The following is a 20,818-nucleotide window of genomic DNA, read 5'->3' as shown; positions in this document are numbered from 1 at the left end:
TAAACGGAGAACAGGCATCCCTGAAAGAATGTACGGCAACGTTGACCGAAAACAATGCATAGTATAAAAAATTATCTACTTGTTGATTTATAAAATTTTAAGGAATTTATATGGCACTCACAAATTTGACGAAGATCGATAAAAAGAACTTTCTAAAAGAAACCGCAAATTTTCTGAAGAAATGGGAAAATCCAAAGCTTATCGGAGATTCTCTGGCATCCGCCGATGGTGGAGTCCACAATGACAGCAAGGATATTCCGACGGTCGGCTATGGCCTGAATATCAAGGCCATGAGCATGGCGGATATAACCCTGGCCTTCAAACTCGCGCTGACGGGCAAGATCGACGGCAAGCTGACGGCGCTACAGGAAAGCGGCCTAAAGATCATCAAGGCCTGGAAGGATGACAAGACCGCGACGAAAGCCGATGATCTGACTCTTATTGCCAAGTCGCAGGGGACGGCCGGGACGGCTACAGAGAAGAAGGCGATGCAATCTCTCTGGCTGACGGATGCACAGGCTACCGTTCTGCTTGAAGCCAAGTTGAATGGACATCCCGGCCTGTTTTCTTCCTCCATCGAAAAGGGCCTGACGGCCGCCCTGAAGAAATATGGCGCCACCCTGCCTGCGGAATCCCAGGAGCGACTGGTTCTCTATTCGCTCTACTACAATTCTCCCTCGCTGATCGGCCCTGGCATTTCGAGTGCGATCAAGAACGATAACCACGCGAAATTCTGGTACGAGGTTCGCTACAACCACGACAATTTCAACATCAAGGGCCTCCAGAACCGCCGCGAAGAAGAATCCAACAAGGTCGGCATTCTGGCTCCGTCGGACCGCAAGGACGCCGATGCCGTGCTCAAGGCCATGGATTTCCTGTTCGACCGCGAGGGCGGCGCGACCAGCGTTTACGAAAAGATCGCAGCGCGCGACAAGGTCATCAACAAGGCGGATGCGGGCGCGATCAAGACGGAGTCCTTCGAGGCCCAGGTCAAGACCTACCTGAAAATCCTCTCCGACGAGCATGCGGAGGGCGATCAGCTACACTTCGTACAGGTCGGAGGCGCCGGAAACGACACGTTTGCTGCGGGCGTTGCAAGCTATGCCCAACTGAGCAAAACGAAGTTCCGTGACGCCAGCAATACCAACGACCTTGTCATCGCCGGTGACGGCACCAACAAGATCAAGACAGGTGGCGGTGACGACTGGGTCTATTCCGGCAAGGGAAAAGACACGATCGACCTCGGCGATGGCGACGATCACGTTGAATCCGGTGCCGGCGACGACACGATCATTGGTGGCGATGGCGCCGACATCATGAACGGCGGCAAGGGATACGACACCTATGTGATCGACGATGTCGGCGATCGTGTCATCGACAGCGACCATGGCAAGATCCGTACCGAGATCTCCCTGAAGACACTCACTAAGAACATCGACGCCTACGTCAATGACAAGCCCGGCCTTACCCATACGCTGAAGATCGACGTTGCCAAACTTCCTGCAAGCCCGGTCGCCGGGATCGACATGATCACATTCGAAGGAAGCAGCGGCGTGGACACCTACAAGCTGTCGTTCCCCGATGATCCACTGATGGTGTACTTCAAGTTCGGCGCGGGCAACGACAAGCTGATCGTGACAGGCCGCGCCAATCCCGACCAGGGAATGACGACGATTTTCGTGGAAGATGCCGCGCGCGGTGACAGGTTCGACCTGTCGGTACTGAATGCGCAACGGCTTGAAGATTATGAGGGCAGCGCCGATAACATCGGCAATTATTTCTACGAGTTCTACAGCCAGTCCGGTCTCAGCATGATGGCGATCTGGCATGCCTATGACATGGGCGATGGCACAGCCGGCCTGAACAACTCCATGGCAATCTCGTCGACCAAGACGATGACGGAAAGCATGTTTATCGTCTGACGGTACGTCGGGTTGAAGCACGGAGGCCCGGATCTAGGATGATCCGGGCCTTCGCTGTTTTTACCGTGGCGGAATCCTTACCGCAGCAGGGCCTTTGCTTCCTCGATACCGAGGGCCTGTGGCTGGGTGCAGGTGGTGGTGAGCTCGATAAACTGGCCGGTTTCGCCGGACTTCAGGATCGAGACCATGACATCGACGCCGTGCAAGGCGCGGTCCAGCGAGCAACGGGCATCGCGGCCTTCGAGGATGGCGAGCGCCATGTCGGCAAGACCGGCGGTACGATAATTCGCCATCGGCCCCTGCTTGTGCTCCTGGTTCGCAACCGAGAACGGGTGATCCCAGGTTTCCAGCGGCTGGATGTCCTTGTCGCGGCCGCTGGCCGAGACGGTGCCGCCGAAGAAGTTCGGATCCGGCACGAAGATAGAGCCCTCCGTGCCATAGAGCTCCATATTGGCGTGGTTGTGCGACCAGACATCCCAGCTGGCCGACAGGGTGATCGTCGCGCCGTTCTGGAATTCGAGCAGCGCATGGATGTTGGTCGGGGTCGCGACCGGGATGACCTCGCCGGCACGCGGCTCGCTGGTGATCGTGCGGGTCGGATTGGCCATGGAGGTCAGGGCGGCGACGCGCTTGACCGGACCGATCAGGTTGACGAGGTTGGCGATGTAGTACGGGCCGAGATCGAGGATCGGGCCACCGCCGGGCAGGAAGAAGAAGTCCGGGTTCGGATGCCACATCTCCATGCCCGGGCTCATCACGTGGCAGGTGCCGGAGGTGATGCGTCCAACCCGGCCCTCATCGATATAATTGCGGGCCAGCTGATGCGCGCCGCCGAGGAATGTGTCCGGGGCGCAGCCGACCTTGAGGTTCTTCGCGGTCGCAATGCCGCGCAGCTGTTCGCCCTGCTCCAGCGAAAGGACCAGCGGCTTTTCGGAATAGACGTGCTTTCCAGCTTCCAGGATCATCTTGGAGACGGGGAAATGCGCGTCCGGGATCGTCAGGTTGACGACGATGTCAATCTCCGGATTGGCGAGCAACTCCTCGATCGTCTGTGCCTTGACGTCATATTCGGAGGCACGGACTTCAGCCGCCGCCGGATTGATGTCGGCGCAGGCGATAACCTTGATGCCCTTGAACAGTGGTGCAAGCTTGAAATAGGTGGTGGAAATGTTGCCGCATCCGATGATGCCGACGCCGAGTTCCTTGGTCATGACGCGTTCTTTCTATCAGTAGGTCTTGATCGAAGCGATCGAGCGCTCGGCCGTCGCCTTGTAATCCTTGGGATTGTCGTGCTCGACGACGTAATATTTTGCCGACGTCGAAGCGAGCGCCTTGAACAGCTTCGCCCATTCAACCGTGCCATGGCCAACATCGGCCCAGCCATCCTGATCGGTGTTCTCACCAGCAGGCGCGATATCCTTGACGTGGACCGCGGTCAGGCGCTTGCCATACTTTTCGACATAGGCAAACGGATCGGCGCCACCGCGGATGACCCAGGCGATATCGGCTTCCCACGAAAGGTTCGGACCGCCCTCGAAGATGTGGTCGTGCGGGATCGATCCGTCCGGCAGCGCCACGAATTCGAAGTCATGGTTGTGCCAGCCGAAATCGAGACCGGCATCCCAGAACGGCTTGCCGGCCTTTTCGAGACGCGCACCGAAGGCCTTCCAGCCGGCAGCATCGGTCGGACGCTGGTCGGCGGCGATATGGGGGCAATAGATGGCCTTGATGTCGAGCGTCTTGGCGATATGCACCGCACGGGCCGGATCGGATTCAAGCAGGTCCAGACCGAAATGGGCGGTCGGCATGGTCACGCCGCTCTTGGTCATGTCATCCTTGAGGGCGGCGAGTGCTGCATCGTCCAGCGACGCATAGAGAGCGCCGTAACCTTCGACCTGGGTGTAACCGGCGGCGCCAACCGTCTTCAGGACGTCGGAGAGCGGCGGGAAATTGCGGGCGCTGTAAAGCTGAAAGCTGACGTTCTGCATGGGGTATCCTTCCTTGGGAGTTTTATTTGAGCCAGATGCCGTGGTCGGGCACCGGGATATGGTTTGGGCGGGAATTTTCTGGAGCGTTGGAAACGCAGCGCATGATCGACATCTCCTACCCGTTGCCCTGACAGGAGTGCAGGTCGTAACCGGTGAACACCGGAGCCTGCCCTGCTGCCAGCGCCTGTTTCGGCGTGAACCGGACCGTGCGGCTTTCGCCCGCCGTCAGATCGAAGGCGTTGTCGGAATAGCGTCCCTCGATATCGGCCTCGATCATCACATGGAGAGCCAGGCCGGACGCGGCGACCGTCACATCGTAACCTCCATCGGCATCGGCAACCGTCGTAATGGCAAGACCAGACGGCTGCAGATCAAGCGCCTTGTAGGTGCCCTCGACATGATGCCCCTCGCCGCGCATGCCGTTCGACGCCTCGAAGGACCAGAACAGCAGCCTGTCCTTCGGGATGTCTGAAGCGGCAATCGTCACCAGCGTCGCGGCACGATCCGGGCTGCAGGTTCCGGCGGCCGCAGTGAGCGGCGTCTTCTTGCCATCCAGCGAAACGAGGAAGGTCTGCAATTCGACGGTGACCGGCTCGGCCGTATCGTTGACCATCGAGAAGGAGATCGTCTTGCCGTCGTTTGACGGAACGGCGGCGACTGCCACAGGCTGGAAGAACCGGCGCGCCATGTAATGCATGGCCTTCCAGTTGCCGCCATAATCAAGGCTCGCCCAGGAGGCTACCGGCCAGGTGTCGTTCAGCTGCCAATACAGGGTTCCCATGCAGTGAGGCTTGAGCGACCGCCAGTAATCGACGGCCGTGCGGATCGCCAATCCCTGCTGGATCTGACTAAGATAAACGAAGTTCGAAAAATCCTTCGGGAAACGGAAATATCGAAACATCGTGGCGGCGATGCGCTCGTTGCCGCCGGCATTCTTCTGATGCGCCTCCATCACCGGCGACGCGACGTTCAGGTCCTTTTGCTCGGCGAACTGACGCACGACCGGCATCGAGGTGTAGGACTGGAAGCCGAACTCCGAGCAGAAGCGCGGGCGCACGGTGCGGTAATTGTCGAACGACTTGTTCTCGTGCCAGACGGACCAGTAGTGCATGTCGCCCGAACCGTCCGCATGCCAGGCATCGCCGAAGTTCAACGGACCGACCGACGGGCTCGACGGCCACCAGATCGCCTCGGGCGCAGCCGCTTTAATTCCAGTCTCGATGACGCGGTTCAGGCGATCGTAGGAGACGAGGTAGCGGTCGCGATCCTTGCGGCTTTCCTCGAACCAGGTCAGCGCGCCGACGAGTTCGTTGTCACCGCACCAGAGCGCAATCGACGGATGCGATGACAGGCGCTTGACCTGGTAATCGACTTCGGCTGCGACATTCTCAAGAAAATCCGGCGTCGAAGGATAGAGGTTACAGGCGAACATGAAGTCCTGCCAGACCATCAGGCCGAGACGGTCGCACAGGTCGTAAAACCAGTCCGGCTCATAGAAGCCGCCGCCCCAGATGCGGATCATGTTCATATTGGCATCGACAGCCGACTGCAGGAGGTCCTCGACACCCTCCGGCGTGACGCGCGAGGCGAGCGCATCGGCGGGAATCCAGTTGGCACCGCGGCAGAAGATTTCGCGGCCATTGACGCGGAAGGCAAAGCGACTGCCCGCCTCGTCCGGGTCGGTCAGAAGTTCGATCGTGCGGAAGCCGATCTGCCGCGTGACGCTGTCGCCCGCCAGCGAGACGATCAGTTCGGAAAGCGCCTGTTCGCCGCTGCCGGCGGGCCACCAGAGGGACGGCTTGTCGACGGTAAAGACATGCGTGATGCGGGTTTCGCCGGCATTGACGGCGCAATCCAGATGTTCGCGCTGGCCATCGAGCGAGAAATCGAGGCCGGTGATGCCGGGCTCTTTGGCGAACAAAGTTACCGTGACCTGCAGATCAACAGCACCGTTCGCCTGCGGCACCTGGCGGGTCGTCACATGTTCGATCCGGGCGACGGCGAGCTTCTTCAGCGCGATCGTGCCGTAGATGCCGAGCGGGGCGAGTGCGATATTCCAGTCCCAGCCGAAATGGCATTGCGGCTTGCGCAGCATGTTGCCGTTGGCGATCGGTGAATTGCCGGTTGAATAAGGAATGTAGAAGGGCTGCGCCGCCTGCGCCTTTTCACCGGCGGCGATTGAAGACCGGATGACGATCCGCAAGCGGTTCTGCCCCGCCTTCAACACCGAGCCGACATCCGGACGGTAACGACGGAAGGCGTTCTCCGCATGGAGCACGGCCTCGTCGTTCAGGTAGACCTCTGCAACCGTGTCGAGGCTTTCGACATCGAGATACCAGTGACCCTGCACATCCGCCGCATCGAGCTGAAACGTCCGTTCCAGCACCCAGTCCTTGTGCGCCACCCACTGGACATCATCCTCATTGCGACCAGCATAGGGATCGGCGATGATGCCAGCCGCCTGCAGGCCGCTATGGACGTCGCCGGGCACGTTGATGGTCAGCGCATGGCTATTATCGGACGAGGCCAGTTGCCACTCGCCGGAAAGGTCGATGACCGTGTTTTGGATGCTGTTCATCATGCTTGTACCCAATATGCGTTGGTAAGCGGAGCTTTCACCCCCCTCTGTCCCTCCGGGACATCTCCCCCTCAAGGGGGAGATCAGCCGAAAGTTTTGTGCCACCCCTACGAGAGATGCACCGGTGGTCGTGATTATCTCCCCCCTTGAGGGGGAGATGTCCCGGAAGGACAGAGGGGGTAAACCCCACACAGATATTGGTTATATCCGGTTCTCCGTCACGGCATCGAAGACGGATGCCATGGACATGTCGAAGCCGATCTTCAAAGCCGTTCCCGGGGCATAGCGGCGAGAGCCGGCGATGCGGACCGACATGGTCTGGCCGGCATGTTTCAGCCACAGCAGGTTGTCGGCACCCATCGGTTCTTCGATATCGACGACAGCATCGTGGACCTCGCGGCCGGGCACAGTCTCATCGACCTTCACATGTTCGGGACGAACGCCGAGCACGACCTTGCGGCCAGCCTCCAGCGGTCCGCGCGCTGGATAGGCTTCGAGACCGAAGTCGACGCCGTTGACCTCAATGACCTTGCGGCCGCCCTTGTCCTTGATCTCGCCGCGGAAGAAATTCATCGACGGCGAACCGATGAAGCCGGCGACGAACAGGTTTTCCGGGAAGTTATAGATGGTCATGGGATCGGCAAGCTGCTGGATGACGCCGCTCTTCATCACCGCAATGCGGTCCGCCAGCGTCAGGGCCTCGATCTGGTCGTGGGTGACGTAGATCATGGTGTTCTTCAGCGACTGGTGCAGGCGCTTGATTTCGACGCGCAATTCCGAGCGCAGCTTGGCATCCAGGTTCGACAAGGGCTCATCGAACAGGAAGACATCGACATCGCGCACCAGCGCACGGCCGATCGCCACGCGCTGACGCTGGCCGCCCGACAGTTCGGACGGCTTGCGCTTCAGGAGCGGCTGGATCTGCAGGATTTCCGAAGCACGCGCGACCCGCTTGTCGATCTCCGCCTGAGGCACCTTGGCGACTTGCAGGCCGAAGGAGAGGTTCTTCTCGACCGTCATCTGCGGATAGAGCGCGTAGGACTGGAACACCATGCCGATGCCGCGGTCCTTGGGCTCTTCCCAGGTGACATTCTTGCCCTTGATGAAGATCTGGCCGTCGGAGATATCGAGCAGGCCGGCAATGCAGTTGAGCAAGGTCGACTTGCCGCAGCCGGAGGAACCGAGCAGCACGAGGAACTCACCGTCGCTGATTTCCAGGTCGAGATGTTCGAGCACGCTGACGGCGCCGAAGTTCAAAGACAGGTCCTTGATGGAAACACTTGAATTCATGTGGGATCAGCCTTTCACAGCACCGGCGGCGATGCCGCGGACGAACAGACGTCCGGAGACGAAGTAGACGATAAGCGGGACAGCGCCGGTGAGGATCGTTGCCGCCATGTTGACGTTGTATTCCTTCACACCCTGCACCGAGTTGACGATGTTGTTGAGCTGCACGGTCATCGGGTAATATTCCGGCCGGGTGAAGACGACGCCGAAGAGGAAGTCGTTCCAGATGCCGGTGACCTGCAGGATCATCGCCACGACGAAGATCGGCAGCGACATGGGAAGCATGATCCGGAAATAGATCGCCCAGAACCCTGCCCCGTCGATGCGCGCCGCCTTGAACAGTTCTTCCGGCAGCGAGGCGAAATAGTTGCGGAAGAGCAGTGTCAGGATCGGCATGCCGAAGATGCTGTGCACCAGGATCAGGCCCGTGAGCGTGCCGTAGATCCCCATTTCCCGCAGCACGATGACGATCGGATAGATCATCACCTGATAGGGAATGAAGGCGCCGATCACGAGGATCGAGAAGAACAGTTCCGATCCCTTGAACCGCCAGTTGGCGAGCGCATAGCCATTGACCGAGGCAATCGCGATGGACACGATCACCGAGGGAACGGTGATGCGCACCGAGTTCCAGAAACCGCGCGAAAGGCCGTCGCAGTTGAGGCCGGTACACGCCGTCGCCCAGGCCTTCACCCAGGGTTCGAAGGTGATTTCGACCGGCGGCGCGAAGATGTTGCCGAGACGGATTTCCGGCATGCCCTTCAGCGAGGTGACGACCATCACGTAAAGCGGCAGCAGGTAATAGGCGGCAGCGACAAACAGCGTGCCGTAGATCATGATGTTGCGGGCTGAGAGCATGGGACGGGGTTTCTTGCCCCGGGGACCAGCCATGGCGCCTGCATTGTTGATGGCGATATCAGACACGCTTGCGCCCTCCCCCGAATTCCAGATAGGCCCAAGGCACGATGATGATGGCGACCGTGATCAGCATCATGGTCGAGGCGGCAAAACCCTGCCCCAGGTTCTGCGCCTGGAACATGTAGTCGTAGACATATTTCGCCGGAACTTCCGACGCGATGCCCGGACCACCCGATGTCTGGGCGACGACGAGGTCGTAGACCTTGACGATGCCGGAGGCGATGATGACGAGCGTGGTGATGAACACCGGACGCATCATCGGGATGATGATCAGAAGATAGGTCTTCCAGGTCGGGATGCCGTCGACGCGGGCGGCTTTCCAGATATCCTCGTCGATGCCGCGCAGGCCGGCCAGCATCAGGCACATCACAAGCCCTGTACCCTGCCAAAGCGCGGCGATCAGGATGCCGTAGATGACAATGCTCGGCGTATAGAGCGGATCGAAGGTGAAGCTCGTCCAGCCGAGCGAGCGCACGACGGATTGAACGCCGAATTCCGGGTTCAGGATCCATTGCCAGACAAGGCCGGTGACGATGAAGGACAGCGCGAAGGGATAGAGGAAGATCGTCCGGAACGTGTTCTCGAAGCGGATCTTCTGGTCCATCAGGGCGGCCAGCAGGAAGCCGATGACGAGGCTGAAGATCAGCGAGAAGAAGCCGTAGATCGCCAGGTTCTGGATCGAGATGACCCAGCGCGGCGCATCCCAGAGGCGCTCATACTGGTCGAAACCGACGAAGTTGAGCCGCGGCAGCAGCTTGGAATTGGTGAAGGAATAGACGACCGTCCACAGTGTCCCGCCAAAGAAGATGACCACGGCCGTCAGGATCATCGGGATGGACGCAATCTTCGCATTCAGATTGCGGAAAAGTTGGTTTGGTCGGCCGGTTTTTGCGTGTCCCGCCATTCTGATTTCCCTCCGATATCACAAGCGCTTCGTAAAGAGCGCTTCTTGCAGGCAAGAGCCGGCGCGCGCAGGCGCAGCCTCAGATTACCCTTCTCCGACAGTCATCTTCTGGCGACTTTTACGGAAAACGAGATACCGTCACGCCCTGCTCGCCACCCATGAGGTGAACCCGAGAGGAAAGACCGGCTCCGCTTTCGCGAAGCCGGCTTGTGACAGCAAAGCCTGTGATCAATCGGCGGATGCGATGATCTCGGCGAAGCGTTTCTGCGCGTCTTCCGGCGTGATCGACGGATTGGCGAAGAATTCCGAGAACAGGTCTTCCTTCTGCTTCTGGCTATCGGCCGAAAGCAGCTGGTCGGTACCCTGGATCACATTGCCCTTGGCAAGGATTTCGAGACCCTTCTTCATGCAGTCGTTGGCGGCAGCGAGGTCAACGTCACCGCGGACCGGCAGCGAGCCCTTCTTCAAGTTGAAAGCAACCTGGGTGGCCGGTGCGAGCAGCGTAGAAGCCAGAACTTCCTGAGCCTTGGACTTTTCCTCGTCCTTCAGCAGCGGGAAGTAGAAGGCGTCACCGCCGGTCGAGATGATTTCGTTGACGCCGAGGCCGGGAAGGCAGGTGTAATCCTTGCCAGCGACCTGATTGGCGAGCGCGAATTCACCCTGCGCCCAGTCACCCATGATCTGACCGCCGGCCTTGCCGGTGATGACCAGGTTGGTGGCCTGGTTCCAGTCCTGAACGTTGCTGCCCTTCGACATCTTGCGGGCATCGTCCGCAGCCTTGAAGACCTTGGCGATCTCTGGACCGGCCGCAACTTCCTCGTCCTTGTCACCAAAGACCTTGTTGAAGGTGTCCTTGCCGGCGATGGCAACCATCAGCACGTCGAATGCACCGGCCGACTGCCAGGGCTGACCGCCAACGGCAAGCGGAACGATCCCCGCCTTTTCGAGCGCCGGCGCAGCGGCAACGAATTCATCCCAGTTCTTCGGAACCGCGACGCCTGCTTTTTCGAAAGCAGCGTTCGAAAGCCACAGCCACTGCCAGGAGTGGATATTGACCGGTGCGCAATAGATCTTGCCGTCGATCGTGCAGCTGTCGAGCAGGCTCGACGGCTTGATGATGTCCTTCCAGTTTTCCTTGGTCGCGACATCGGTCAGGTCGCGCATCAGACCGGACTGCACCAGTTCCTCGGCCTGACGGCCGTGGTTGAACTGGGTGGCGCCCATCGGGTCGCCGCCGGTGATACGGCTGATCATGATCGGACGGGCCGTACCACCGGAACCGGCAATAGCACCATCGACCCACTTGTTCCCGGTCGCATCGAATGCCTTGGCAAGCTCGGCCACGGCCGCAGCTTCACCACCCGACGTCCACCAATGGGTGACTTCGAGATCGGTCGCGTTAGCCACGCCGAGCGGAAGCACCACAGTTGCCGCCAGAGCAGCAGCCAACAAACGCAATTTCATGAGTTTTCCTCCCTCACTGTAACGTTACCGGAAAAACTTAGTTCAATCGATTTACAGACGCAACAGCCACAACGCATAATTCGTCAAAAAATATTTAATACACCTAAAAGCTGTGTTTTGCCAATTTTTCTTCCTCCAGACAGAATGCCTTGTTGCGGCGCAATCACCTCAAGAAGTTGCTTATAATGCAGATATTTCGCCGAAAAATGATGCATTACGACATTTTTGCACATCGCCGAAATTTCGCAGATGCACTCCTTACCTCTCGCAACGCATGATTCAACCCCGCCGGGAAGCATCTTCGACTGCGATAAAAAAGCTCTCGACAAGCCACCTGTATCGTTACAGATTTTCTGCAAAGGGAGAAGACGGGCAAAGGGTGCCCCTCTGTCACATTTCGTATATAAGGCGTTGAAAGACCGTGAAGGGTCTGGCTGCAGGCAAACGCCGTTCATGTGACGAGGCCGCCTGAACACGGGAAGCAATGGGCGGGGGAATGGACGAGAAGACCAAAGGCAGGCAGGCGGCAGCGCCGACCTCAGCAAACGAACGCCCGACCTTGAAGACGATTGCCTTCATGACCGGCCTCGGGATTACGACCGTTTCCAGAGCCCTGAAGAACGCACCCGATATCGGCGCGGAAACCAAGGAGCGCGTACGGCTTGTCGCGGCCCAGGTCGGTTACCACCCGAACCGCGCCGGCGTTCGGCTGCGCACGGGCAAGACGAATGTCATCAGCCTCATTCTCAGCCTCGAGGAAGAGTTCATCGGCCTGACGAGCCCAATGGTGGTGGGAATCTCGGAAATCCTCGCTGCGACCCAGTACCACTTGGTCATCACGCCCTACAGCATGAAAAGCGACCCTCTCGACCCGGTGCGCTATGTCCTGGAGACGGGAGCGGCCGACGGCGTGATCATCTCACGAACGGAGCCGAAGGATCCCCGCGTCGCATTGATGATGGAGCGCAACTTTCCCTTCGGCACCCACGGCCGCACCGACATGGGTCTCGCCCATCCCTTTCACGACTTCGACAATGAGCGGTTCGCATACGACGCCGTGCGCATGCTGGTGGAACGCGGGAGACGGCGGATCATGCTGCTCCATCCGCCGGCGGGTTTGACTTATCACATGCACATGCGAACCGGGTTCGAGCGCGGCTTGCGCGATTTCGGGGCGATCCCTGTGCCGTTCAACACCGTGGACCTCGACAACAGCCTCGATGAAATTCGGGTTGCCTGTGAGACGGCGATGCGTGCACCGGGCGCGCCTGATGGAGTGATCTCCGGAAGCGGTGGTGGCGCCGTGGCGCTGGTTGCCGGGATCGAGGCCGCTGGCCTGCAGCTTGGACGCGATGTCGACATGGTCTCGAAGCAGTCCAACGACATCATTCGCTGGCTGAGGCCGGAAGTGATTTCGGTGCGGGAAAATTTCAGGCTGGCGGGACGCGAACTGGCAAAGGCCGTTATTGCCCGCATTGACGGGCAGCCGGCAACCGAATTGCAGACTTTGAGTTACCCCGCCGACGACGTCTGAAGGATTGCGCACGGACGGGTAGAAAGCAGAACGGCCGCTGAGAGATCAGCGGCCGTTTCAATTTCAGCGATCCGGCCTCAAACCCGGTGACAGGAATCAGGCGTTCAGGCCACTGCCCCACGGGCCGTGATGCGAATCGGCACCATCGACGCGATCAAAGCCATGGGCGCCGAAGAAGTCGCGCTGAGCCTGGATGACATTGGCGGTGCCGCGGGCGCGGCGATAGCTGTCGAAATAGCCGAGCGCCGAGGCAAGAGCCGGCGCCGGAAGGCCACCGAGAACGGCAGCGGAAACGACGCGGCGCAGGGCGCCATCGGTTTCCTTGACCATCGCCGAGAAGGCCGGGGTCACGATCAGATTGGCAACGTTCGGGTCCTTGGTGAAGGCCGTGGTGATTTCATCGAGGAAGACCGAGCGGATGATGCAACCGGCGCGCCAGATCCGGGCGATGGTCGGCATCGGGAGGTTCCAGTTGAACTCACGCGAGGCCTGCGCCATGACGGCGAAGCCCTGCGCGTAGGCGCCGATCTTGGCGGCCAGCAGCGCGCTTTCCAGATCCTTCAAGAAGGCAGCCTTGTCGGCCACCTTGAACTCGCCAACCTCGGGCAGGCCCAATACCTTTTCGGCGGCTTCGCGCTCGTCCTTCACCGACGAAATGCTGCGTGCAGCGACGGCGGCCTCGATGGCGGTCGCCGGAATGCCCATGTTCTGCGCTTCGATGACGGACCATTTGCCGGTGCCCTTCTGGCCGGCCTTGTCGAGGATGAGATCGACGATCGGCTTGCCGGTAATCGGGTCAGCGGCCTTCAGAACCTTCTCGGTGATCTCGATCAGGTAGGAGTTGAGGCGGCCCTTGTTCCACTCACCGAAGACTTCGCCGATTTCGGTCGCGCTCATCTTCAGGCCGTCGCGCAGGATGCCGTAGATTTCGGCGATCATCTGCATGTCGGCATATTCGATGCCGTTGTGGATCGTCTTGACGAAGTGACCGGCGCCGTTTTCGCCGAGCCAGGCAACACACGGATCGTCATTGTACTTGGCAGCAATCGAGGTCAGGACCTTCTCGACGCGCTTCCAGGATTCTTCCTTGCCGCCGACCATGATCGACGGACCGTGGCGGGCACCTTCCTCACCGCCGGACACGCCCATGCCGATGAAGGTCAGGCCGCTGTCCTTGAGATTGTCGAAGCGGCGCATCGTGTCGCGGAAGTTGGCATTGCCGGCATCGATCATGATGTCGTTCTTTTCGAGATAGGGCTTCAGCAGTTCCATCTGCTGATCGACCGGCTCGCCGGCCTTGATCATGACGATGATCGGGCGCGGCGGGCGGATGGCCGCGACGAATTCCTCGATGGTTTCGCACGGAATGATCTGGCCCTGGAGTTCGCCGGCATCGGCGTAGAACTTCCGGGTCGCTTCCACGGTGCGATTGAAAACCGCGATCTTGTTGCCCTTTTCGGCAATATTGAGCGCCAGATTCGATCCCATAACGCCAAGACCGATAAGGCCGATTTCCGCCTGTGCCACGTATGTGCCTCCGTTAGACAGTGAAGCGGCCAGTGTCCGGCTGGACATGCGCAACAACTCCACCAGATTGAGATGCACAGGACGATTTCTTCCGGCGATCCTTGCCTGAACGCGCCCTGCAAATTCTGACGGAGTTTTGGCATTCAAATCGATTAACGACAAGTGATTGTTGTCAAAAGTGAGACTTTTCCGGATGGGCCGGATAGGCTCCAAGCGAAAGCAAGGATGGAGAATACGGCCATGCCCACGATGAAAGCCAGGATCGTGCATATCACGATCGGGAGAGACTGGCGCGAGGTCTACACCTTCGCGGCCAAGCCCGAAAACATGCCGCTGTGGGCATCAGGACTGAGTTCGGGGCTGGAACCGGATGGCACCGACTGGATCACCAGCGGCCCGCTCGGCAGTGCCCGCGTCACCTTCTCACCGCCGAACGATTTCGGTGTGCTTGATCACCTTGTGACGATGGAATCAGGGCTCAAGGTCCATAATGCATTGCGCGTCGTGCCGAACGGGGATGGCGCGGAAGTCATGTTCACACTGTTAAAATTGCCGGATATGAGCGAGGAGCACTTCGCTGCGGATGCCGACTGGGTGAAGAAGGATCTCGAATCCTTGAAAAAGATCATGGAAGAACAGGAGACGACAGATGGGACAGAAAGGCGTTGATCGGCAGATCGACAATATCGAATTCGCAGTCAGCGATATCGCGCGTTCACGCGCTTTTTACGACGCGGCGTTCGGCTGGTCGTTCACCGATTATGGTCCGGACTATTGCGAATTCACCGACGGAAGGCTGACCGGCGGGCTGACGACCGGGACACCGAAGCCAGGCGGACCGCTGGTCATTTTGTATGCCGACGATCTTGTTACCATCCAGTCGCGGCTGGAAGCGGCTGGCGCGCGCATCGTCGCTGAAACATTCGCATTCCCCGGAGGCAAGCGATTCCAGTTTCTCGATCCCGATGGATACGAACTGGCTGTCTGGTCGGATAAGTAAAGCAGGCAAGGATGCGCGAGGGCGAACTGCCCTCGCCTTTCGAATGAAGGGCTTGGATATCAGGCCGCGATCGAGCGGCGGCGATCGGCGATTTCCTGCAGGATCAGGATAGCTCCAATAACCTTGCCGGTGCTCGACATGCACGGCGTCATGCGGCAACGCACGACGACGGTGCGATTATCGACATCCTTGGCGAAGGTATAATCCACCGTCTCGCCGGCAAAGCATTTGTCGAGATTGGGCTTGACCCGCTGCTCGAACCGCTGAATGCCGACAAACTCGACGATATGCCGGCCGACGAGATCCATCGGCCGCTCTTCGAGACGCGCTGCGTTGACAGGGTTGGTGTAAAGATAGCGGTAATCCGGCGTGATGACGGCGATGCGATCCGGCATGCAATCGAGGATGGCTTCGTTGAGGAAGCCTTCGTCGACCCGCCCCCGGTGCATTGTCATAGGAACTGCGGACTGTTGCCATTTCCCATTCAGAATGTTGCCGTTCCCGGCGGCAAAGTATCGGTCGGCCAAGGATTGAAGAACGCCTTGCTGGCGCAACACGCTGGCTATGTCATCTGCTTCCCGTTGAAGCAGATCGAGAACGAACTGGAATTGCAGACGGGCATCCGCGACACAGGACGCCTCCTCCTGATAAATCGCAGTCAGAACCGGTTCAATCTCGCGATCGAGAATGGAAATCAACAGCTCGTCGCCGGATTTGACGGCGTATTGCAACTGCGAATATTTGAACCAGAAAAGGTCTATCAGTGCCTTCAATTGCCTAATCCCACTCCCCGCAGCCAATATTGCTCCTGAGCAGAACGAGCAGCTGCACTTCCGGCACTGCCGGACTTAAATCGATTGAATAGCGCTTGCTTCTGTCCCCGAAGCGCTTGCAATCCCCATGACGTAAGGTCGAGTTTACACTCTATAAAATACCGTTCAACCGCCTCGACGCGACCTGAAACGTTTCCGTTAAAATAATTGATGTCCAAAGTGAGAAAATGTATCACTTCTGAAACATGGTTATGCCATCGGACAAAGACGTTTTAGGCATCGAAAAACAGAGGCAGCAAAGAAACTAAAAGAACTATTTATGCATGAATAGTTTTAGCTGATTCCCCGAAAAAGTGCAGCTTTAAAGTCGCGACGCAAGCAGATGAGGAAGGCCTAATCCTTCAGGGTTTTCTTGATGGCCCAACGGTCATGGTACCAGAGCCACTGGCCCGGATATTCCCGCACCCAGCTTTCCACTTTGTCATTCAACAATTGTGCCGTCGCATTGACGTCAACGCTGCCATCCGCGCGACGCGGAATTTTGATTGCCGGCTCCAGTTCCAGGCGAAAACGGCCGTCGGGCAAACGGATCGAGCGCGCCGGATAGACCTCGCAATTGAACTGGCGAACCAGCTTGGCCAAAAGCGGATTGGTGCGAACGTCCCGATTGAAGAACTTCGTCGTCAGCCCCTTGCGGAACTTCTGGTCCACCAGGACGCCGACGCCGCCGCCCGCTTCCAGCTTGCGGGCAAGGGTGAAGGACGAGCCGGCATGCGACGGCACGAGATTGCCCATGCGCTGCTTGCGGAAATTGAAGACCTTGTCGGCGACATACGGATTGTTCGGCGGGCGGAACAGCACGGTGACATCGAGGCCAAATGCGTTGCTCGCGACCGGCAGCAGCTCGAAATTGCCTGTATGGGCCGTAAAAACGATGAAGGGACGCGGCTTGTCGCGCAGTTCGAGGAACAGCGGAATGCCGGAAACCTCGATGCGGCCTGGCTTCGGATCGGTCGGATCGAAATCGAAAATGTCGTCTAGGAAAACGTATTCCGCCGCCAATCGCCCAATGCTGCCCCAGCTGTCGAGCGCGATCGCCAAAATCTCGGCCTCGCTCTTTTCGGGAAAGGCATTGCGAAGATTGGTCAGCGTCAGCTTGTGGCGGCGCTTCAGTTTCGGACCGAGCCAGCGGGTGAAGCGATCGGAAAACTCGATGGCTGCATTGGCCGGAAACAGCTTCAGCGTACCGAGCAGCAGGAAAACGAATTGCGCAATCGACCACTGGCGGAAATGCTCCGCCGCCAGAACCAGTCGTGTGATCAGCATGCGCACTGTCTTCAGTCCATCCGCAGGATGATCTTGCCGAAGACCTGGCGGGTTTCCATCCGCTCCAGCGCCTTGTCGATCTCGTCGAAGCCGACTTCGGTATCGATAACGGGATAAACGAGGCCCCTCGCCATCTTCTGCATGGCATCCGCCATGTTTTCCATCCGGCAACCGAATGAGCCAAGCAGCTTCAATTGCTGCTGGAACAACATCATCAAGTTCATTTCCGTCGAAACGCCCGAGGTCGAGCCGCAGGTGACCAGGCGGCCGCCGCGCTTGAGGACAAACATCGAAGCCGCCCAGGTATCCTTGCCGACATGCTCGAAGACGACATCGACGCCCTTCTTCTTGGTCAGCTTGCGGGTTACGCCCTCGAAGCGGTCCTTGCGGTAGTTGATGACGTGGTCGGCGCCGAGCGCCTTGGCCTTCTCGATCTTGTCATCGGAGCCGACGGTGGTGATGACCGTGCAACCAATCTTCTTGGCAAGCTGGATGGCCGCCGAGCCGATGCCTGAGCCGCCAGCATGGATGAGGATGGTTTCGCCCGGCTCAAGCTTGGCATTATCGAACAGCATGTGCTCGACGGTGCCGAAAGTCACGGGCGCCACGGCTGCGCCGATGGCATCGACGCCCGGAGGGGCCGGAACCAGCAGACGGGCCGGAAGATTAACCTTTTCCTGGGCAAAACCATCGAGATGGAAGCCATGAACGCCGCCGACATGTTCGCACAGGTTGTCGCGACCTTCGCGGCAGGGTCGGCAGAGGCCGCAGGTGCGGGCGCCGTAGATGGAAACAAGCTGGCCCGGCAGAACATTGGAAACGCCGGGGCCGATCTGGTCGACCACGCCGGACGCTTCCGCGCCGATCACCAACGGCATCTTGCGCTTGGCAAAAGCCATGCCGCGCCAGCCCCAGACGTCGATGTGGTTGAGCGCAACCGCTTTGACGCGCAGCGTCACCTCGCCCGGGCCGGGTGCCTCGGGTTCGGGCAGATCGGTCATTTCCAGCTTACGGTCATCGACCAGTTGCAAAGCGCGCATATCATAAGTCCTTGAGCCCGAAGGCGTCTTATTCAAAAAGATGTCAGTGTCGATTAGGCCGGTTCTGCCGCCATGACAAGGCTGGCATTCTGGCCGCCGAAGCCGAAGGAGTTCGACAGGACGGCATTGATCTGCGCATCCCGCTTCACATTCGGCACGACATCGAGAACGATCGAGGCGTCCGGGTTCTGGTAGTTGATGGTGGGCGGCAGCGTGCCGGTGAGGATCGTCTGCAGCGAGAAGACGGCCTCGACAGCGCCAGCCGCCGTCAGCGTGTGACCGATCATCGACTTGTTCGAGGACACCGGAATGCCGGCCAGCGCTTCGCCGAACACCGACAACATCGCACCATATTCCATCTTGTCGTTTTCCGGCGTCGACGTCCCGTGGGCGTTGATATAGCCGATATCACCTTCGCTCAGACCAGCATCGGCCAGCGCCGCGCGGATCGTCGCAATCGCCGGGCCACCATCGGGCGAAGAGCGCGTGCGGTGGAACGAATCCGCCTTTTCGCCGCAGCCCTTCAGAATGCCGTAGACGCGCGCACCACGGGCGATCGCCGCCTCCAGCGATTCCAGCACGAGCGTTGCCGCGCCTTCGGCGATGACAAAACCGTCGCGATCCTTGGAGAAGGGCTTCGATGCCCGCTCCGGCGGATCGTTCTGCGTGGAGAGGGCTGAGAGGAGCGCAAAGCGGATCAGAGCTTCGGCGCTGACCGAGCCGTCAGTCGCCACAGTCAGGGCGCGGTCGGTGCGTCCCTGGCGGATCGCTTCGACGCCGAGTTGGATCGCGGTCGCGCCCGAAGCGCAGGCGGTCGACAACGTCACCGGCAGACCGCGTGTGCCGAACCGGTCAGACAGACGCTCAGAGATGGCGCCGAACAGCGCGGCTTCATGGAACACGGGGTCGGCACGATCGCGCATGGCGGCAAGGAACCGATCATAGGCGTCGGCCGGCTTCTGCGATGGGCGCGAGCGGTCGGCCAGTTCGAAACGGGCACTCCATTCCGGCTCGATGGGCGGTGCTGCCAGGAAAAGGGGACCGTTGAAATCACCGGAGATCCCGGCCTGTGCGAGAGCTTCCGCAGTCGTTTCGCGCGCGAAGGCGTAGGAACGCTCGACGGCATTTTCCGCTGGCAAATCAATAAAATCGACGGTTCCGCTGATTCGGGTCGAGAGGCCTTCGGTCGGGAAGCGTGTGATCTTGTGGATGCCGGAAACGCCAGATGTCAGGGCCTTCCAGTTATCCTCGACGCCCTGTCCGAGGGAGGTGATGACGCCCATGCCGGTGACGGCGATGAGCGGGCGGCCGAGATGATCCTTGTATGCGCTGGACATATCCGCCGCTCCTTATTCTTCTACCGACAAAACGGCGACGCCTTCGCCGCGCGCATGCCCGATCGTGGTCACGATAGCCGTCGTCGCTGCCTTTTCCATCGGCAATTCGACAGCCGGATCAAACGGCGGCACCTTGGCGCCCGCTCCCAGCGACAGGGCTGCAAATGCAATCCCGAGGGGGAATTGCGACTCCAGGGCATGGCCGGAAAGCCCGCCATAGGCTCGGATGGCGGCCTTCGGGAACTGGGCATCGAGAAATGCCTTTTCGCGCGCGGCGAGATCGGGAAAGCCGGTCGTACCGGAGAAGACGACTGTGCGCGCGGGATCGGCATCAGCCGCCGGCGCCGACAGATATTGCAGGCGCTGCTCAAGGCGATCGCCCTCACGGCTGCCACGATCACCGCCAACGGCATCGATCGTCGCATAGATGCGGGCACCACGGGCCTCGGCGTGTTCGCGCGATTCGAGAATAAGGAAAGCGCCGACCGAACCGGTCATCATGCCGCCGCCATTTTCCGGCTTGCGCGACCAGATCGGGTGGTAGCCGCCCAGCGCATGGCCCTGGATCGCTTCGATCAGCAGGATCATGTCGAGCCGCTCGGCGGAGAATGCGCCACCGACCAGCGTGTGGGTCGATTGACCGGCTTTGATACGGGCAAATGCGGTTTCGATCGCCGAGATGCCGGCGCCCTCCTCGCCCATGAAGGTCCGCGACGAGCCGGTCACCTTGTGCACGATCGAGATATTGCCGGCCATCAGGTTGGAAAGCTGCGCCAGGAAGAGTGTCGGGCGCAGTTCCGTCGTCAGCTTCTCGTTCAGGAGTTGCTCGCGGTCATTGCGCTTCAGCGCTTCGTCGACGATCAGCGAATCGACATTGATATCGCGCTCACCACCGCCGGCGGAGACGATCATATCCATGCTGCCGCAGGCTTCGAGGTCATCCTTGAAGCCGGCATCATCCAGAGCCAGGCCGGCGGCGAAGACGCCGAGGCGCTGCCAATTTTCCATCTGGCGCTGGTCACCACGCTTCGGGATCTGCTGCGACCAGTCGATTTCCGGTAGCGGATGCACCGGATAAGGCGCGAAACGTTCGGTTTCGACCCGCGGGACAGGCGACTGATCCGCAGTCAGAAGGGCCGTGTGCACCTCCGTGCCGACACCCTGGCTGGTGACGATGCCGACACCGGTGATTACAACGTCATTGGCGGCCTTCACCATCG

Annotated in this window: 19 protein-coding genes; 5 read left to right on the top strand and 14 right to left on the bottom strand. The window is 59.6% G+C overall.

Translation table 11 applies throughout. From position 1 onward, the window contains the following. Nucleotides 1-110 precede the first annotated feature (110 nt). Complete coding sequence (locus ASG68_RS20310; protein ID WP_062580410.1) at nucleotides 111-1,922, top strand: calcium-binding protein; 1,812 nt, start codon at nucleotides 111-113, stop codon at nucleotides 1,920-1,922. Nucleotides 1,923-1,999: 77 nt separating this feature from the next. On the opposite strand, the gene ASG68_RS20305 is transcribed toward ASG68_RS20310, so the two are convergent. The 8 genes from ASG68_RS20305 to ASG68_RS31540 form a co-directional block, all read right to left on the bottom strand. Continuing rightward, nucleotides 2,000-3,133, bottom strand: coding sequence for a Gfo/Idh/MocA family protein (locus tag ASG68_RS20305; protein ID WP_062580408.1), 1,134 nt, complete (start codon nucleotides 3,131-3,133; stop codon nucleotides 2,000-2,002). Between the two features lie 15 nt (nucleotides 3,134-3,148). Beyond that, nucleotides 3,149-3,910 (bottom strand): sugar phosphate isomerase/epimerase family protein, encoded by a 762-nt coding sequence (locus ASG68_RS20300; RefSeq protein ID WP_062580405.1) that lies wholly within the window; start codon nucleotides 3,908-3,910, stop codon nucleotides 3,149-3,151. Nucleotides 3,911-4,025: 115 nt separating this feature from the next. After that, on the bottom strand, nucleotides 4,026-6,488 hold the full coding sequence (locus tag ASG68_RS20295; protein WP_244484290.1) for a beta-mannosidase: 2,463 nt from the start codon (nucleotides 6,486-6,488) through the stop codon (nucleotides 4,026-4,028). A 201-nt stretch (nucleotides 6,489-6,689) separates the two neighbouring features. After that, complete coding sequence (locus ASG68_RS20290; RefSeq protein ID WP_062580400.1) at nucleotides 6,690-7,778, bottom strand: ABC transporter ATP-binding protein; 1,089 nt, start codon at nucleotides 7,776-7,778, stop codon at nucleotides 6,690-6,692. 6 nt (nucleotides 7,779-7,784) lie between these two features. Then, complete coding sequence (locus ASG68_RS20285) at nucleotides 7,785-8,666, bottom strand: carbohydrate ABC transporter permease (RefSeq protein ID WP_062580904.1); 882 nt, start codon at nucleotides 8,664-8,666, stop codon at nucleotides 7,785-7,787. A gap of 25 nt (nucleotides 8,667-8,691) precedes the next feature. After that, nucleotides 8,692-9,597 carry a carbohydrate ABC transporter permease gene (locus tag ASG68_RS20280; RefSeq protein ID WP_062580398.1) on the bottom strand — a complete coding sequence of 302 codons (906 nt, stop codon included), beginning with the start codon at nucleotides 9,595-9,597 and terminating at the stop codon, nucleotides 8,692-8,694. A 228-nt stretch (nucleotides 9,598-9,825) separates the two neighbouring features. Continuing rightward, nucleotides 9,826-11,061 carry an ABC transporter substrate-binding protein gene (locus ASG68_RS20275; RefSeq protein WP_062580396.1) on the bottom strand — a complete coding sequence of 412 codons (1,236 nt, stop codon included), beginning with the start codon at nucleotides 11,059-11,061 and terminating at the stop codon, nucleotides 9,826-9,828. An 83-nt stretch (nucleotides 11,062-11,144) separates the two neighbouring features. Beyond that, nucleotides 11,145-11,516 carry a hypothetical protein gene (locus tag ASG68_RS31540; protein ID WP_156373743.1) on the bottom strand — a complete coding sequence of 124 codons (372 nt, stop codon included), beginning with the start codon at nucleotides 11,514-11,516 and terminating at the stop codon, nucleotides 11,145-11,147. 41 nt (nucleotides 11,517-11,557) lie between these two features. On the opposite strand from ASG68_RS31540, the gene ASG68_RS20270 reads away from it, so the two are divergent. Continuing rightward, a complete protein-coding gene (locus tag ASG68_RS20270) occupies nucleotides 11,558-12,595 on the top strand; it encodes a LacI family transcriptional regulator (RefSeq protein ID WP_062580394.1) in 1,038 nt (345 codons plus the stop codon). A 96-nt stretch (nucleotides 12,596-12,691) separates the two neighbouring features. Here ASG68_RS20270 and gndA read toward each other — a convergent pair whose 3' ends face one another. Further along, the gene (gene gndA / locus ASG68_RS20265) at nucleotides 12,692-14,122 is read right to left on the bottom strand and encodes an NADP-dependent phosphogluconate dehydrogenase (RefSeq protein ID WP_062580903.1); all 1,431 of its coding nucleotides are present in this window, start codon (nucleotides 14,120-14,122) and stop codon (nucleotides 12,692-12,694) included. A 240-nt stretch (nucleotides 14,123-14,362) separates the two neighbouring features. Here gndA and ASG68_RS20260 point away from each other — a divergent pair, with 240 nt between their 5' ends. Continuing rightward, nucleotides 14,363-14,791 carry a hypothetical protein gene (locus tag ASG68_RS20260; protein WP_062580901.1) on the top strand — a complete coding sequence of 143 codons (429 nt, stop codon included), beginning with the start codon at nucleotides 14,363-14,365 and terminating at the stop codon, nucleotides 14,789-14,791. After that, nucleotides 14,772-15,122, top strand: coding sequence for a VOC family protein (locus ASG68_RS20255; RefSeq protein ID WP_062580392.1), 351 nt, complete (start codon nucleotides 14,772-14,774; stop codon nucleotides 15,120-15,122). Before ASG68_RS20260 ends, ASG68_RS20255 begins: the two co-directional genes overlap by 20 nt. A 59-nt stretch (nucleotides 15,123-15,181) precedes the next feature. Here the strand turns inward: ASG68_RS20255 and ASG68_RS32560 are convergent, their stop codons facing one another. Further along, nucleotides 15,182-15,577, bottom strand: coding sequence for a PAS domain-containing protein (locus tag ASG68_RS32560; RefSeq protein ID WP_244484289.1), 396 nt, complete (start codon nucleotides 15,575-15,577; stop codon nucleotides 15,182-15,184). 15 nt (nucleotides 15,578-15,592) lie between these two features. Here ASG68_RS32560 and ASG68_RS32555 point away from each other — a divergent pair, with 15 nt between their 5' ends. Continuing rightward, complete coding sequence (locus tag ASG68_RS32555; RefSeq protein ID WP_244484287.1) at nucleotides 15,593-15,934, top strand: hypothetical protein; 342 nt, start codon at nucleotides 15,593-15,595, stop codon at nucleotides 15,932-15,934. A gap of 354 nt (nucleotides 15,935-16,288) precedes the next feature. On the opposite strand, the gene ASG68_RS20245 is transcribed toward ASG68_RS32555, so the two are convergent. Genes ASG68_RS20245 through ASG68_RS20230 form a run of 4 tightly spaced genes read right to left on the bottom strand, consistent with a single transcriptional unit; the run spans nucleotide 16,289 to nucleotide 20,816 of the window. Beyond that, nucleotides 16,289-17,221, bottom strand: a complete 933-nt coding sequence (locus tag ASG68_RS20245) for a lipid A biosynthesis lauroyl acyltransferase (RefSeq protein WP_062580385.1) — start codon at nucleotides 17,219-17,221, stop codon at nucleotides 16,289-16,291. A gap of 11 nt (nucleotides 17,222-17,232) precedes the next feature. Next, complete coding sequence (locus ASG68_RS20240) at nucleotides 17,233-18,261, bottom strand: zinc-binding dehydrogenase (RefSeq protein ID WP_062580383.1); 1,029 nt, start codon at nucleotides 18,259-18,261, stop codon at nucleotides 17,233-17,235. A 53-nt stretch (nucleotides 18,262-18,314) separates the two neighbouring features. Continuing rightward, the gene (locus tag ASG68_RS20235) at nucleotides 18,315-19,598 is read right to left on the bottom strand and encodes a beta-ketoacyl-ACP synthase (protein WP_062580381.1); all 1,284 of its coding nucleotides are present in this window, start codon (nucleotides 19,596-19,598) and stop codon (nucleotides 18,315-18,317) included. A 12-nt stretch (nucleotides 19,599-19,610) separates the two neighbouring features. After that, nucleotides 19,611-20,816: a beta-ketoacyl-ACP synthase gene (locus ASG68_RS20230; RefSeq protein ID WP_062580379.1), complete on the bottom strand. Its 1,206-nt coding sequence runs from the start codon at nucleotides 20,814-20,816 to the stop codon at nucleotides 19,611-19,613. Nucleotides 20,817-20,818: the final 2 nt, after the last annotated feature.

This window comes from Rhizobium sp. Leaf453, assembly GCF_001425605.1.
Taxonomy (GTDB): Bacteria; Pseudomonadota; Alphaproteobacteria; order Rhizobiales; family Rhizobiaceae; genus Pararhizobium.
Note: the sequence above shows the minus strand (reverse complement) of the source record. Positions and strands in the feature narration are given on the sequence as shown.